We start from the raw sequence: 13,912 nt of genomic DNA, 5'->3' as shown, positions 1-13,912 counted from the left end.
CTACCGCTACGACAACACCACCCTGCCCACCACCTGGAACACCCCCGGCTTCGACGCCTCCACCTGGCGCACCGGCAACGCCGTCCTCGGCTTCGGCAGCACCGTCACCACCAACATCGACGTCCCCGCCCCCACCACCAACCGCCCCCGCAGCGCCCAGCTCCGCCGCACCTTCACCATCGACGACCCCACCACGCTCTCCGACATCACCCTCACCACCCGAGCCGACGACGGGATCGCCCTCTACCTCAACGGCACCGAGCTCACCCGCAAGAACCTGCCCACCGGCACCCTCGGCCGCGACACCTACGCCACCGCCGCACCCCGCACCAGCGCAGCCCTCGCCGCACCCGTCACCGTCACCATCCCCGCCAGCGCCCTCCGCACCGGCACCAACACCCTCGCCGCCAGCGTCCACCTCAACTACCGCGGCACACCCGACCTCACCTTCGACGCCACCCTCACCGCGCGAAGAAGACGGGCTGAGGGAGGTCAGACCCCGAGACGTCGCTTCTGCTCGGCGACGTCGTAGTCGGCCTCCGGCCAGGTCAGGTCGAGGCCGCGCAGCGCCTCCAGCAGGAGCCTGCCGACCGCCCAGTTCCGGTACCACTTGCGGCCGCTGGGCACGACGTGCCACGGCGCGTGCTCCGTGGACGTCCGCTGGAGCACCACGTCGTACGCGGCCTGGTACTCGTTCCAGAGCTCACGCTCGTCGATGTCGCCCGGGTTGAACTTCCAGTGCTTGGTGGGGTCGTCCAGGCGCGCGAGCAGTCGCTCGGCCTGGTCCTCGGGGCTGATATGCAGCAGGCACTTGAGGATCGTGCCGCCGGCGTCGACGTAGCGACGCTCGAAGTCGTTGATGGCGTCGTAGCGCCGTTCGATCTCGTCGGCGTCCGCGAGCGACCGGACCCGACCGATCAGGACGTCCTCGTAGTGCGACCGGTCGAACACGCCCAGCACGCCGCCGGCCGGGAGCTGCTGCTCGATCCGCCAGAGGAAGTCGTGCGCCAGCTCCTCCTCGGTGGGTCTCTTGAACGAGGCGATGCGCACGCCGAGCGGACTCACCAGCCCGACCACCTTCTCGATGACGCCTCCCTTGCCCGAGGTGTCCATCCCCTGGAGGACGAGCAGGACGGACCGCTCACCCCCGGTGGCGCCCTCGGCGTGGAGCCGCTCCTGCAGGTCGGCCAGCTCGGGGCCCAGTGCAGCGAGGGCCTCGAGGGCGTCGTCCTTCGCACCGTCGAAGCCGGGTGTCGACCTGGAGTCGACGTCGGCGAGGAAGGTGGTGCCCGACAGCGTGCTGCTCAGGGTCTGCGTCATGGCGTCACCGTACCTAGGCTGTGCGTCATGGCCCTGCCGACGATCGACCCCGCGCTCTACGCCTACCCCGACGTCGACCGGGCCTGGGTCCGCGTGAACTTCGTGTCGAGCGTGGACGGTTCGGCCCAGGGCCCGGACGGCGTCTCCGGCATGCTAGGGACCGACGCCGACCAGGCCGCCTTCGACCTCCTGCGCGACGTCTGCGACGTCGTCCTCGTGTCCGCCGGCACGGCGCGCGCCGAGGACTACGGCCCGATCGAGGACGGCGTGCTGGCCCTGGTGAGCCGCAGCCTCGACGTCCCCGATCGTCTGCGCGTGCCCGGGGTCCTGGTCGTGGCGCCGGCCGACGTCGACGGGCAGAAGGTCGACGCGCTCGAGGCGGCCGGCGTCGAGGTGCTCACGACCGGTGACACGGACATCGACTGGCCCGCGGTGCTGGACGAGCTCGGCCGGCGCGGACTTCGGCGCGTGCTGTGCGAGGGCGGGCCGTCCCTGCTCGGCACGTTGACCACCCTGGACCTCGTGGACGAGCTGTGCCTGACACTCTCGCCCGTGCTCGTGGTCGGCGAGGGCCGACGGATCTCCGTCGGGGACGAGACCACCGACGTCCCCCTCCGCCTCGCGCACGCGCTCGACGTCCAGGGGACCCTGCTCACCCGGTGGGTGCGCGACCGCTGACCGGATCGGCGAGGACCGGCCAGGCGTGGCCGAAGGGCACCTCGTCGTGCTCGCCCAGCGCTGCCAGCACCGACGGCAGCATCGCCTTCGCCGTGCGCTTGTAGCCCAGCGAGCTGGGGTGGAACCGGTCGAGGCTGAACATCTCGTCCGGGTTCGTGACGAAGAACGGACCGACGACGTCGGCCAGCGACACCACGTAGGCGCCGTGCCGCAGGGCCACCTCGCGCTGGGCCGACGCCAGCTGGCGTGACGCGCGGGCACCGAGCGCGCGCAGCGGCTGCGGCACCGGGGTCAGCGCGCCGAGGTCCGGGCACGTCCCCACCACGACGGCGCTGCCCTTCGCCCGCAGGGCCACGACGCACTTCTCGAGGTGCCCGACCGACTCCGCCACCGGCACCCGGTGCGTCACGTCGTTGCCGCCCACCACGACGATCGCGACGTCGGGGACGTAGTCGAGCGGGAGGGTGGCCAGCTGCGCGTCCAGCATGCTGCTCTCGGACCCCACCACGGCGGCCGTGCGCAGGCGCACCGCACGGTCGGTCCGCTTGGCGACCTGACGCGCCAGCCGCGCCCCCAGGGTGCCCCGCGGTCCGTCGGCACCCAGCCCGGCTGCGATCGAGTCGCCGAGGACCAGCAGGTCGATCGTGGCGCCGAGCCGCTTCTTGAAGACCCGGTCGGCGCGCGGCGCGTCCTCGCCCAGGGGCTTGCCGATGGCCGCGCGCGCCGCCGCCGCCTGGTGCTGCAGCACCGCACGGGCACCGAGTGCAGCCGCCACGGTGGCCGTCGTCGTCACCAGCAGTCCGGTCGTCACCACGCGTCGCACGTCCACAGGGTCGTTCCTCCCACACGCTCGTGAACGCGTGGACACTTGCACCTGAACGTAGGCTGGAGACATGTCCGACCAGGTGGAACAGAACAGCTACGACGTCGAGAAGTCCGACGAGGAGTGGCGCGCCGAGCTCAGCGCCGCCGAGTACCACGTGCTCCGCGAGGCGGGCACCGAGCGGCCCTTCAGCTCCTCCTTCGAGACCGACACGACGAAGGCGGCGTACGCCTGTCGGGCGTGCGGCTCCGAGCTCTTCCGCAGCGACACCAAGTTCGACGCGCACTGCGGCTGGCCGGCGTTCTACGCGCCCCTGGCCGAGGACCGCGTGCAGTACATCGAGGACCGCTCGATGGGCATGCGCCGCGTCGAGGTCCGCTGCGCGAGCTGCGGCTCGCACCTCGGCCACGTGTTCGAGGGCGAGGGCTTCCCCACCCCGACCGACCAGCGCTTCTGCATCAACGGCATCAGCCTGACCCAGGTCCCCGACTGATCTGCTCGCTCACCCTGGTTCTCACCCACTCACCCTGGCGTGCACGCGATGGTGAGTGGGTGAAGACCGTGGTGGGCTCGTGATTCCCATCAGCTGATGGGAATCACGATCACGGGTCAGGGCCAGAGGGCCGTGAGGTCGGCAGGGTCGTGGCGACGGCCGGTGTAGAAGGGGATCTCCTCGCGGACGTGGCGGCGGGCGGTGCTGGCGCGCAGGTCGCGCATGAGGTCGACGATGCGGTGCAGGTCGTCGGCCTCGAACGCCAGGAGCCACTCGTAGTCGCCCAGCGCGAACGAGGCCACCGTGTTGGCGCGCACGTCGGGGTACGGGCGGGCCTGCATGCCGTGCTCCTTCAGCATCGCGCGGCGCTCCTCGTCGGGGAGCAGGTACCACTCGTAGGACCGCACGAACGGGTACACGCACACCCAGTCGCGGACCGTCTCGTCGGCCATGAAGGCGGGCACGTGCGACTTGTTGAACTCGGCCGGGCGGTGCAGCGCGGTCTGGGACCACACCGGCGCCATGCGCGAGCCGAGGGCGGTCCGCCGGAAGGCGTTGTACGCGGCCTGGAGCGCCTCGGCGGTCTCGGCGTGCCACCAGACCATCAGGTCGGCGTCGGCACGCATGCCGCTCACGTCGTAGAAGCCACGGACCACCACGTCGTCACCGGCGAGACGCTCGACCAGCGCGTCGACCTCCGCCGCCTCGGCGGCACGGTCGGCGTCGCCGAGCACCCGCTCGAGCCTGAAGACCGACCACATCGTGTAGCGGATGGTCTCGTTGATCTCCTTGGCCAGCTTTCCCTGGTTCGGCAGACGATCGCTCATGGCACCATCCTCCCCCGCTCGTCTACCGGGCGAGGAGGCGGGCTGCGGCCTCTCGTGCCGACCCGATCACGGCGGGCACCCCGACGCCGCGGTAGGCCGCTCCGCAGACCTCGAGGCCGTCGACCCGGGCCACCGCGGCCTCGACGGTCGCCAGCCGCGACAGGTGGCCGACGTCGTACTGCGGGAGCCCGCCGCCCCAGCGCTGCACGTGGGCGGACTGCACGGACGGGAGCGACCCGTAGGCCGCAGCGAGGTCGGTCAGCGCCAGGTGGGCGACCTGCTCGTCGTCCTGGTGGAGCACCCCCGTGTCGCCCGCGCGGCCGATCGACGCCCGCACGACCGTGCGGTCCCCGGCGACCTCGGCCAGCCAGGCCCACTTGTGGGTCGAGATGGTGGAGCCCTTCACGACCGTGCCGTCGATCGGCGGCACGAGGAACCCGGACCCCTCGACGTCGATGGGGCCGTCGAGCACGAAGGTCGCGATGGCCATCGAGGCGTAGTCGATCGCCGCGAGGGAGAACGCCGCCGGCGGCGCGGCCTCCGCGAGCAGGCGCGCAGCGGCCGGCGCGGGTGCGGCCACGACGACGGCGTCGAAGGCCAGGGTCTCGATGGCCGACGTCGGCCCGACGTGGAGCTCCCAGCCGCCGTCGACGGAGGTGATCGCGCGGACGGTCGACCGCAGCCGGACGTCGAGGCCGCCGTGCTCGACGACGCGGTGCGGCAGGGTGCCGACCCCGCCGACGATCCCGGCGAACACCGGGGTCTCCAGCGTGCGGGTCTCCGCCCGGGTCCGAGCGGCGCCCGCGAGGGGGTCCTCGCCGAGGGCCAGCACCTGCGGCGCCGCCGCCCGCAGCGAGAGCCGGTCGGCGTGCCCGGCGTAGACCCCACCGAGGAGCGGCTCGACCATCCGGTCCACGACCTCCCGGCCGAGACGCGGCTCCAGGAAGGCGGTCACCGAGACGTCGTCCTCGGGCACGGGAAGGGCGTGCCCGACGGGCCGCTCGGCGACGATGCCCGAGGCCTCGAGGGCGTCGAGGTCCGCCGGGACGCCCATGACGGTCGGCGGCAGGGGCCGCAGGGCCCCCCGGGTCCAGATCGACGCCGACGTGGTCGCGGGGTGGGTGAGCTCGGCGCCCACCCGTGTCGCGAGGTCGACGGCCTCGGGACGTCGCGCGAGCAGCGACTCGGCCCCGACGTCGACCCGCAGGTCGCCCACCCGGTCGACGTGCAGCTTCCCGCCGATCCGGTCCGATCCCTCGAGCACGACGACGTCGCACCCGGCCTCGACCAGGTCGAGCGCCGCCGTCAGCCCGGCGATGCCGGCGCCCACCACCGCGACGCGCATCAGACCCGCTCGTACCCGTGCACGAAGTCCACCAGGCCCTTCACGGCGTCGGGGTCGGTCTGCGGCAGCACCCCGTGCCCCAGGTTGAAGACGTGGCCACGGGCGCTGCGCCCGCGCTCGATGGCCGCCGCGGCCTTCGTGTGCAGCACGTCGGCCGGCGCGAACAGCAGCGTCGGGTCCAGGTTCCCCTGCACCGACCGGCCCGGGCCGACCTTCTCGATGGCGCGGTCGAGCGGAACCCGCCAGTCCACGCCCACGACGTCGGCGCCGACGTCACCCATCTGGTCGAGCAGCTCGCCCGTGCCGACACCGAAGTGGATGCGCGGCACGCCGAGGTCGGCCACGGACTCCAGCACCCGGCGCGAGTGGGGCGCCACGTAGGTCTCGTAGTCCGACGGCGAGAGCGTCCCGGCCCACGAGTCGAACAGCTGCACGGCCGACGCGCCGGCCTCCACCTGGATCCGCAGGAAGTCCGCCGCGATGTGGGACAGCCGCTCCAGCAGGTCGTTCCACAGGCCGGTCTGGGAGTACATCAGCTGCTTGGTGATGCGGTGGTCGCGCGAGGGCCCGCCCTCGACGAGGTAGGACGCCAGCGTGAAGGGCGCACCGGCGAAGCCGATGAGCGGCGTCGCGCCCAGCTCGCCGACGAGGGCGCGGGCCGCGGCCGCGATGCTCTCGACGTCGTCGGGCTCGAGCCGGCGCAGCTGCTCCAGCTGACCCCGGCGGCGGATCGGGTCGGCGATGACCGGCCCCGTCCCGGGGACGATGTCGAGGTCGACGCCGATGGCCTTCAACGGCACGACGATGTCGGAGAAGAAGATCGCGGCGTCGACGCCGTAGCGCCGCACCGGCTGCATCGTGATCTCCACGACCAGGTCGGTCGAGAAGCACGAGTCGAGCATGGCCACGCCCTCGCGGATCTTCAGGTACTCGGGCAGGTGCCGGCCCGCCTGACGCATGAACCACACGGGGACGCGGCTCGTGGGCTCGCCACGGCAGGCGCGCAGGAAGTCGCTGTCGGCGGTGATGTCGGAGGGGGAGGTGCTCACCGACCGATTCTCGCAGGGACAGGGCCGAAGGGTGCAGCCGCGGTGCCGGGCCCTGCGTGTCGGGACCCCGACGCGGCCCGGAGTGCCTACGATCGGCCTGTGGGCGTCCGCAGCGAGATCGATCACACTCCTCCAGCGTTCCTGGCTGCCCTGGAGCAGCTGCACGCCGCACCCTTGCGCCCGGAGGTCGCGATCGACGAGATCCCGGCACCGCAGCGCATCGCCCCGCACGCCCACGCGCTCAGCGGCGACGTGGAGGTCGCCGGCGACGACGTCGCCACCGGGCGCTTCATCCTGCTCCACGACCCCGCGGGCAACGACGCCTGGAACGGCGAGTTCCGCTGCGTCACCTTCGCCCGCGCCGAGGTCGAGGCCGAGATGGCCGCCGACCCCGCCCTGGCCAGCGTCGGCTGGAGCTGGCTGGTCGACGCGCTCGCGACCCACGGCGGCACGCACACGGCGGCCAGCGGGAGCGTCACGGTCGTCACCACCGAGACGTTCGGCGAGATGGCCGACGACGCCGGGTCCGCCCAGGTCGAGGTGCGCGCGTCGTGGACGCCCACCTCCGAGGTCGGCGCCCACGTCGCGGCCTGGTCCGAGCTGCTGTGCACCCTCGCCGGGCTTCCCCCGCTGAGCCCCGGGGTGGTCCCGCTGCAGCGACGTCGAGGACGTCGTTGAGCTCGTCCGCGTCGGACACGCCCGGGAGCGAGGAGGTCGCTCCCCCGCTGCCGCGCCTGCAGCTGCGTGATCCGCTCCCTCCGGTCATCGACACCGTCGACGACTACGTCAACTACTGCGCCCGGGTCTCCCTCGGCTCCGGGCCCGTCGCCCTCGACGCCGAGCGTGCCTCCGGCTACCGCTACTCCCAGCGCGCCTACCTGGTCCAGGTGCGACGCGACGGCAGCGGCACCGGTCTCGTCGACCCGATCGCGTTCGACGACCTCACCGACCTCGACGAGGCGATCGGTGACGCGGAGTGGATCCTGCACGCCGCCACCCAGGACCTTCCGTGCCTGGCCGAGATCGGCCTGCGTCCCACCGCCCTGTTCGACACCGAGCTCGCCGGGCGGTTGCTGAACCTGCCCCGGGTCGGGCTGGCCTCGCTCGTGGAGCACTACCTCGGGCTCAGCCTGGCCAAGGAGCACTCCGCGGCCGACTGGTCCACCCGCCCGCTGCCCGAGCCGTGGCTCGAGTACGCGGCGCTCGACGTCGAGGTGCTGATCGAGCTGCGCAACCTGATCGAGGCCGACCTCGAGAGGACCGGCAAGCGGGAGTGGGCCGCCCAGGACTTCGAGGCCCTGCTGTCGTTCACCGGGGCACCTCAGCGCGAGGAGCGTTGGCGTCGCACCTCCGGCATCCACCGCGCCCGTGGTCGACGCACCCTGGGTCTCGTCCGAGCGATCTGGGAGGCGCGCGACCGCATCGCCGAGCAGCGCGACACCACCCCGGGCCGCATCCTGCCCGATGCCTCGATCCTCGAGATCGCCCGCGAGGCACCGCGCGACGCCTCCGCGCTCCGCCAGCTCTCGGTCATGCGCTCGCGCGGTCCGCGCCGCTTCGTCCAGGAGTGGCTCGACGCCGTCGAGGAGGGTCTGGCCCTGGCGGAGGACGAGCTGCCGCACTCCACGCCGAACCGCGAGGGACCGCCTCCGCCGCGCGCCTGGGCCGACAAGCACCCCGAGGCCGCGGCACGCCTGGCCGCCGCCCGCGAGGCCGTCGCGCGCATCGCCGAGCAGAACGACCTGCCGACCGAGAACCTCATCTCCCCCGGGCTGGTCCGCGCCCTGGCCTGGGAGCCCCCGAGCACCCCCGACGTCGCCCACGTCGGCGATGCGCTGGCCGAGGCCGGCGCCCGCCCGTGGCAGGTCGAGCTCGTCGCGACCGACCTGGCCGCCGCCCTGCAGCCGTAGGCGATCTCACAGGCACAGCCCTGTCAGGCAAGGCGAACCTGAGTAGCATGTCGTTGTGCTCGCCAACTTCCTGATCGGCCTGCGCGAGGGACTCGAGGCCAGCCTCGTCGTCAGCATCCTGCTGGCCTACCTCGTGCGGACCGACCGTCGCCACGACGCCCGGTACATCTGGCTCGGCGTGGGGGGCGCCATCGCGCTCGTGGTCGTGGTGTTCACGGTCGTCACGCTCGTGTTCGAGCAGCTGCCCTTCGTCTGGCAGGAGGCCGTCGGCGGGACGCTGTCGATCCTGGCCGCAGCGCTGGTCACGTGGATGATCTTCTGGATGCGGCGCACCGCACGGGGGCTCAAGCGCGAGCTCGAGGGAGAGCTCGCCACCGCCGTCGAGCTCGGACCCCTGGCGATCGCCACGGTGGCGTTCCTGACGGTGGGTCGCGAGGGCCTGGAGACGGCCGCCATCATCTGGGCCACCATCTCGGGCAGCTATACGGCGGAGCCGTTCGTCGGGGCGATCAGCGGCATCCTCGTCGCGGTGGGCCTCGGCTACCTCATCTACCGAGGAGCCGTGCGCATCAACCTGGCGACCTTCTTCACCGTCACCGGCGCGCTGCTGGTCGTGGTCGCCGCCGGGGTTCTGGCCTACGGGATCCACGACCTGCAGGAGGCCGGCATCCTGCCCGGTCTCGGCACGCTCGCGTTCGACGTGTCCAGCACCATCCCGCCCGACAGCTGGTACGGGACCCTGCTGAAGGGGACCGTCAACTTCCAGCCGAACCCCACCGTGCTGCAGGTCGTGGCCTGGGTCGCTTACCTGGTCCCGGTGCTGTGGATCTACCTGCGTCCGCGTCGCACGGCGGCGACGGTCGGCTCGGCGGCCTGATCCGGTGGCGGGCTACGCCCCGGCGGATACGGTGGTGCCCATGCCAGCCCGGTGTCCGCGATGAGCGACTTCCATCGCCCGTCCCTGCCGGGGCAGAAGCTGTTCGAGGCGCTCGCGCACGACACCGATCCCGCCGAGGTGGCTGCTGCCGGTCACCGCATCGCGCACCTGCTGGTGCGCGGCCCGCTGGACCGCGACGACCGCGAGCTGGTGGACCGGGTGCTGCACCTCTCCGACGCCGAGGGACTCGGCGTCATCGCCGAGCTCTGGTCGCACGCCGCGCCCGACACGCTCTCGGGAGCCCTGTGGCGGTTGTACCTGCTGCGTGAGTGGGTGCACCGCCAGCCACGGCAGGCCGCCGCGGAGTTCGCCGCCGGCCGCGGCTTCGCCCCGGTCCACGAGGTGCTCGCCGGCGTCGTCGAGCCCCCGGGCGCCGACGAGGTGGTGGCGCTCGTCGACACCGTCGTGCGCGGCATCGTCGTGACCGACCTCGACGTCGTCCTCGACCGGGCGGCCGCGTTCGCCCACATCGTGGGAGTAGGTCGCGGACAGCTCGACGACGGCGATGCGCACAGCGCGGCCCGGCTCCTCGACATGGCCCAGCACCTGCGCCGCTCGGCGGCGCTGGAGCGGTCCGGCTCCCTGCACTGACGGGCACCGCAGCCCTGCGTGGGATGTGTCACGAGGTCAGGTCGGCTCGTCGCTTGTGTGGGCCGGCGAGCGAGTTAGGCTGGTGAACGCGCCGGGTCGGTGCAAGCCCCGGGTCCCAAATGAAGCCGCTACGAGCGGCCACGCGCCGTGAGGCGCTTCCCGGCCCGGCGCATCACTCCTCGGCCCGTCCCCGACGCCTCAGGAAGGCGCGAAGGTCGTGTACGACTGACGTGCGGCCCCGATCTTGGACAGGGCCGCGAGGTCGTCCCCGGACGGCAGCCAGCCGACCGCGTCGGCGTTGGCGCGCACCTGCTCGGGGCGGGTCGCACCGGCGATCACGCTCGTCACGGCGTCCTGGGCCGCCAGTCCGCCCATGGCCACCTGCAGGAGGGTGAGGTCCCGCTCGTCGGCGAAGGTCTGCAGTGCCTCGATCCGCTCCCAGTCGGCCCCGGCGAGCCGCTCCGTCTGCGCTGCGAGACGGGTCCCGGACGGAGCGTCCTCGCCGCGCCGGTACTTGCCGGTGAGCAGTCCGTAGGCCAGCGGGAAGTACGGCAGCAGCCCGACGTCGAGCTGCTCGCACGCCGGGACCAGCTCCACCTCCGCCGTGCGGTTGTACAGCGAGTACTCGTTCTGCGCGGTCGCGAAGCGGGCCAGGTCCGCCGACCGGCTGCGCCAGTCGGCGTCGACCAGCTGCCAGGCCTGGAAGTTCGAGCAGCCGATCGCGCGCACGGTGCCCGCCTGCACCAGGGCGTCGAGCGCCTCGAGGGTCTCCTCGACCGGCGTCAGCGGGTCGGGGGTGTGCAGCTGGTAGAGGTCGACGTGGTCGGTGCCGAGCCGACGCAGGCTGGCCTCCACGGCCGTGCGCACGTACGCGGCGCTCCCCCGCCGCCCGCCGTCGTCGCCGTTGCGGCCCTGCATGTCCATGCCGAACTTCGTGGCCACCACGACGTCGTCGCGTCGCGAGCCCAGCGCGGCGCCCAGCAGCTCCTCGCTCGCTCCCAGCCCGTAGGTGTCGGCGGTGTCGAAGAACGTCACGCCGCGGTCGATCGCGGCGTCGACGACCTCCTGCACCTGGTCGGCGTCGATCCGACTGCCGAAGGCGTTGCACCCGATGCCGACGACGGGCACCTGGATGCCGGAATGACCGAGGGGACGCTGCGCGAGATCCATGCCACCGAGACTAGGACCCCGACCAGGCGGGTGACCCCCGTGGCCGCGTCCACCGGCTCCACGCGCACGTCGCCTAGACTGCAGCGCATGCCTGGACCCCGTCGCACGCTGGCCGCCGCCGTGTGCGCCGCCGTGGTCGGGCTGTTCCTCGTGGCCGGGGTCGGGGTCGCGCAGGCGTCGCCGCAGCACCGGGCCACCACGGTGCACGCGTCGTCGGCCACGCACCACGCCGCCCACGTGCGGTCCACCGGCGACCACACCGACCACCGGGACCTCGACCTGTGGTCCCTCCCGCCGGTCGAGGCGGACCAGGTTCCCGAGCTCGAGCGCGGCGCGGCCCCGGTCCACGCCGTCGTGCCCGTGCCCGGGCAGGCGGTGCGCCCGCTCGTACGAGGTCCTCCGGCTGCCTGAGGTCCCCGTCCAGCAGCCCGCCACCACCTCGAAAGTCCTTCCATGAGCAACCGTGCACCTCTGTGGCGCGCGATCACGGCCTTCGCCGTCCTCGCCGCCTCCCTCGCCTTCGCGTACTTCAAGCCGGCCAACCTCGGACTGGACCTGGAGGGCGGCACCCAGATCGTCCTCGAGACCCAGAGCACCGACCGGATCGAGGCCGACGCGGAGTCCACCGCCCGAGCGCTGGAGGTCATCCGCGGCCGCGTCGACGCCCTCGGCGTGGCCGAGCCGACGCTGGCGCAGTCGGGCGACCGGCGCATCATCGTCGAGCTGCCGGGCGTCCAGGACCCCCGTGAGGCGGCCGAGGTCATCGGCCAGACCGCCCAGCTGTCGTTCCACGAGGTGCTGAGCCCGGCCACCGAGGGCCAGGAGCCCGAGGAGGGCCAGGTCGTCGCCGCCGACGAGCAGGGCCAGCCGCTCCTGCTCGGACCCACGGTCATCGACGGCGAGGGCGTCTCCGACGCGCAGGCCGCCCAGCCGCAGCAGAGCATCGGCCAGTGGGTCGTCAACGTCGACTTCGCCGGCGAGGGACGTTCGGGCTGGCGCGACCTCGTCGCCGCGGCCTGCGCCAACACCGCGGGCGGGAACCGGGTCGCGATCCTGCTCGACGAGGACATCATCTCCTCCCCCGCCGTCCAGCCCGACCTGTGCACGTCGGGCGGCGGCAACAGCACCAGCATCACGGGCAGCTTCACGCAGGCCGAGGCCGACGACCTCGCCGTGCTCATCAAGGGCGGCGCGCTCCCCGTGCCGGTCGAGGTCATCGAGCAGCGCACCGTCGGCGCCACCCTCGGTGCCGCCGCCATCGACGCCTCCATCGAGGCCGGCATCATCGGCATCATCCTGACCGGCCTGTTCATCGTGCTCGTCTACCGCGCCATCGGGTTCATGGCCACGCTCGGCCTGGCCACGTACGCCGCCATCTCCTACGGCCTGCTCGTCTGGATCGGGGCGACCCTGACCCTGCCCGGACTGGCCGGCTTCGTCCTGGCCATCGGACTGGCGATCGACGCCAACGTGCTCGTGTTCGAGAGAGCGCGTGAGGAGTACGAGAAGAACGGCAACCTCCACCTGTCGCTGACGACCGGCTTCAACAAGGCGTGGTCGGCCATCCTCGACTCGAACGTCACCACGATCCTCGCGGCGGGGCTGCTGTTCGTCCTGGCATCCGGCCCGGTCAAGGGCTTCGGCGTGACGCTGACCATCGGCACGATCGCGTCGATGTTCTCGGCGCTGGTCGTCGCGAGGGTGCTCACCGAGTGGGCCGTGAAGCGGTCCGTGCTGCGCAAGCGTCCGGGCGTCACCGGCATCGCCAACACCGGACCCGTGCGCAAGTGGCTCAACGAGCGCGGTCCCGACCTGATGAAGCGCAGCGGCACGTGGATCGCGATCACGCTGGTCGTCGCCGGTGTGTCGGTCAGCGGCATCCTGCTGCGCGGTCTCAACCTCGGTGTCGAGTTCACCGGCGGCCGGATCCTGGAGTTCTCCACCGCCCAGACGGCCGACGTCGAGGACGTCCGCACGGCCGTCTCCGACGCGGGCTTCCCGCGTGCCGTCGTGCAGGAGTCCTCCGGCGACGGACAGAGCGAGAACGTCACCGTCCGGCTCGACGACATCTCCAACGAGGAGGCCGTCCAGGTCGAGGAGGCGGTCGAGACCGTTGCCGGCGAGGCCACCAAGGAGAGGGACGAGCTGATCGGCCCGAGCCTGGGCAAGGAGCTGCGCGACAAGGCGCTCATCGCCTTCGGCATCGCGATCGCCGCCCAGATGCTCTACCTCGCGTGGCGGTTCCGCTGGACCTACGCGGTCTCGGCCCAGCTGTCCATGTCGTCGGTGGTGCTGACGGTCGTCGGCATCTTCGCCTGGTGGGGCAAGCCGATCGACGGCGTGTTCCTGGCTGCGGTCCTCTCGATCATCGGCCTCGCGGTCAACGACACCATCGTGGTGTTCGACCGCATCCGTGAGCACACCGGCGACAACCGCGGCCGCAAGCTACGGGAGGTCGTGAACGAGGCGATCCTGCAGACGATCCCCCGCACCGTGAACACCGGCCTCGGCGCGATGTTCATCCTGGCTGCGCTCGCGGTCCTCGGCGGCGACTCGCTCACCGACTTCGCGATCGCCCTGCTCCTCGGCCTGTCGATCGGCATCCTGTCGACGATCTTCACCGCGTCCGCCCTGGCGGTCGTGCTGGAGGAGCGCTGGCCGCACGACCCGGAGCGGAAGCCCAAGGTCGTCGACAAGTACGCCCAGATCGACGACGGACGCAGCGCCGACGGCGCCGTCGTCTGAGCCGACCCCGGTGAGGAGCTGCCG

15 protein-coding genes are annotated in these 13,912 nt (G+C 72.4%); 9 read left to right on the top strand and 6 right to left on the bottom strand.

The features are described from left to right. Positions 1-532, top strand: a 532-nt coding sequence (locus ASF35_RS18230) for a hypothetical protein (RefSeq protein WP_055965953.1), incomplete at its 5' end; no start/stop codon positions are given. Here the strand turns inward: ASF35_RS18230 and ASF35_RS09765 are convergent. After that, complete coding sequence (locus ASF35_RS09765) at positions 493-1,320, bottom strand: PPK2 family polyphosphate kinase (protein WP_055965951.1); 828 nt, start codon at positions 1,318-1,320, stop codon at positions 493-495. The two genes, ASF35_RS18230 and ASF35_RS09765, sit on opposite strands and share 40 nt — an antisense overlap. Positions 1,321-1,347: 27 nt before the next feature. Here ASF35_RS09765 and ASF35_RS09760 point away from each other — a divergent pair, with 27 nt between their 5' ends. Then, positions 1,348-1,998 carry a dihydrofolate reductase family protein gene (locus ASF35_RS09760; RefSeq protein WP_055965949.1) on the top strand — a complete coding sequence of 217 codons (651 nt, stop codon included), beginning with the start codon at positions 1,348-1,350 and terminating at the stop codon, positions 1,996-1,998. Here ASF35_RS09760 and ASF35_RS09755 read toward each other — a convergent pair. Continuing rightward, on the bottom strand, positions 1,973-2,827 hold the full coding sequence (locus tag ASF35_RS09755; protein ID WP_235499127.1) for an SGNH/GDSL hydrolase family protein: 855 nt from the start codon (positions 2,825-2,827) through the stop codon (positions 1,973-1,975). The genes ASF35_RS09760 and ASF35_RS09755 overlap by 26 nt on opposite strands. Before the next feature lie 64 nt (positions 2,828-2,891). On the opposite strand from ASF35_RS09755, the gene msrB reads away from it, so the two are divergent. After that, positions 2,892-3,314 carry a peptide-methionine (R)-S-oxide reductase MsrB gene (gene msrB / locus ASF35_RS09750; RefSeq protein WP_055965946.1) on the top strand — a complete coding sequence of 141 codons (423 nt, stop codon included), beginning with the start codon at positions 2,892-2,894 and terminating at the stop codon, positions 3,312-3,314. 116 nt (positions 3,315-3,430) lie between these two features. Here the strand turns inward: msrB and hemQ are convergent, their stop codons facing one another. The 3 genes from hemQ to hemE are packed head-to-tail and all read right to left on the bottom strand — an operon-like array spanning position 3,431 to position 6,535. Further along, on the bottom strand, positions 3,431-4,141 hold the full coding sequence (gene hemQ, locus ASF35_RS09745) for a hydrogen peroxide-dependent heme synthase (protein ID WP_055965944.1): 711 nt from the start codon (positions 4,139-4,141) through the stop codon (positions 3,431-3,433). Positions 4,142-4,163: 22 nt separating this feature from the next. Then, complete coding sequence (gene hemG / locus ASF35_RS09740) at positions 4,164-5,486, bottom strand: protoporphyrinogen oxidase (protein ID WP_055965942.1); 1,323 nt, start codon at positions 5,484-5,486, stop codon at positions 4,164-4,166. Next, complete coding sequence (gene hemE, locus ASF35_RS09735) at positions 5,486-6,535, bottom strand: uroporphyrinogen decarboxylase (protein WP_055965939.1); 1,050 nt, start codon at positions 6,533-6,535, stop codon at positions 5,486-5,488. Before hemE ends, hemG begins: the two co-directional genes overlap by 1 nt. A gap of 99 nt (positions 6,536-6,634) precedes the next feature. Here hemE and ASF35_RS09730 point away from each other — a divergent pair, with 99 nt between their 5' ends. The 4 genes from ASF35_RS09730 to ASF35_RS09715 are packed head-to-tail and all read left to right on the top strand — an operon-like array spanning position 6,635 to position 9,973. Beyond that, positions 6,635-7,213: a DUF3000 domain-containing protein gene (locus ASF35_RS09730; RefSeq protein ID WP_055965937.1), complete on the top strand. Its 579-nt coding sequence runs from the start codon at positions 6,635-6,637 to the stop codon at positions 7,211-7,213. After that, positions 7,210-8,445, top strand: a complete 1,236-nt coding sequence (locus tag ASF35_RS09725; protein WP_055965935.1) for an HRDC domain-containing protein — start codon at positions 7,210-7,212, stop codon at positions 8,443-8,445. The genes ASF35_RS09730 and ASF35_RS09725 overlap by 4 nt, the downstream gene beginning before the upstream one ends. 55 nt (positions 8,446-8,500) lie before the next feature. Beyond that, entirely contained in the window at positions 8,501-9,322 is an 822-nt protein-coding gene (gene efeU, locus ASF35_RS09720) for an iron uptake transporter permease EfeU (RefSeq protein ID WP_055965932.1), read from the top strand. Between the two features lie 60 nt (positions 9,323-9,382). Next, positions 9,383-9,973, top strand: coding sequence for a hypothetical protein (locus ASF35_RS09715; protein WP_055965930.1), 591 nt, complete (start codon positions 9,383-9,385; stop codon positions 9,971-9,973). A gap of 198 nt (positions 9,974-10,171) precedes the next feature. Here ASF35_RS09715 and ASF35_RS09710 read toward each other — a convergent pair whose 3' ends face one another. After that, complete coding sequence (locus tag ASF35_RS09710; protein ID WP_055965928.1) at positions 10,172-11,143, bottom strand: aldo/keto reductase; 972 nt, start codon at positions 11,141-11,143, stop codon at positions 10,172-10,174. Between the two features lie 87 nt (positions 11,144-11,230). Between ASF35_RS09710 and ASF35_RS09705 the strand changes: the two genes are divergently transcribed. Further along, positions 11,231-11,554, top strand: coding sequence for a hypothetical protein (locus tag ASF35_RS09705; RefSeq protein WP_055965926.1), 324 nt, complete (start codon positions 11,231-11,233; stop codon positions 11,552-11,554). Positions 11,555-11,596: 42 nt separating this feature from the next. Further along, positions 11,597-13,888: a protein translocase subunit SecD gene (gene secD, locus ASF35_RS09700; RefSeq protein ID WP_055965925.1), complete on the top strand. Its 2,292-nt coding sequence runs from the start codon at positions 11,597-11,599 to the stop codon at positions 13,886-13,888. Positions 13,889-13,912: the final 24 nt, after the last annotated feature.

It is taken from the genome of Aeromicrobium sp. Leaf291 (assembly GCF_001423365.1).
Lineage (GTDB): Bacteria > Actinomycetota > Actinomycetes > Propionibacteriales > Nocardioidaceae > Aeromicrobium.
Note: the sequence above shows the minus strand (reverse complement) of the source record. Positions and strands in the feature narration are given on the sequence as shown.

Bases quoted from the DNA above. Each gene is read 5' to 3' on its own strand.
- ASF35_RS09765 (WP_055965951.1), bottom strand. From the start codon at position 1,320: ATGACGCAGACCCTGAGCAGCACGCTGTCGGGCACCACCTTCCTCGCC.
- ASF35_RS09760 (WP_055965949.1), top strand. From the start codon at position 1,348: ATGGCCCTGCCGACGATCGACCCCGCGCTCTACGCCTACCCCGACGTC.
- msrB (WP_055965946.1), top strand. From the start codon at position 2,892: ATGTCCGACCAGGTGGAACAGAACAGCTACGACGTCGAGAAGTCCGAC.
- hemQ (WP_055965944.1), bottom strand. From the start codon at position 4,141: ATGAGCGATCGTCTGCCGAACCAGGGAAAGCTGGCCAAGGAGATCAAC.
- hemG (WP_055965942.1), bottom strand. From the start codon at position 5,486: ATGCGCGTCGCGGTGGTGGGCGCCGGCATCGCCGGGCTGACGGCGGCG.
- ASF35_RS09715 (WP_055965930.1), top strand. From the start codon at position 9,383: ATGAGCGACTTCCATCGCCCGTCCCTGCCGGGGCAGAAGCTGTTCGAG.
- ASF35_RS09710 (WP_055965928.1), bottom strand. From the start codon at position 11,143: ATGGATCTCGCGCAGCGTCCCCTCGGTCATTCCGGCATCCAGGTGCCC.
- ASF35_RS09705 (WP_055965926.1), top strand. From the start codon at position 11,231: ATGCCTGGACCCCGTCGCACGCTGGCCGCCGCCGTGTGCGCCGCCGTG.
- secD (WP_055965925.1), top strand. From the start codon at position 11,597: ATGAGCAACCGTGCACCTCTGTGGCGCGCGATCACGGCCTTCGCCGTC.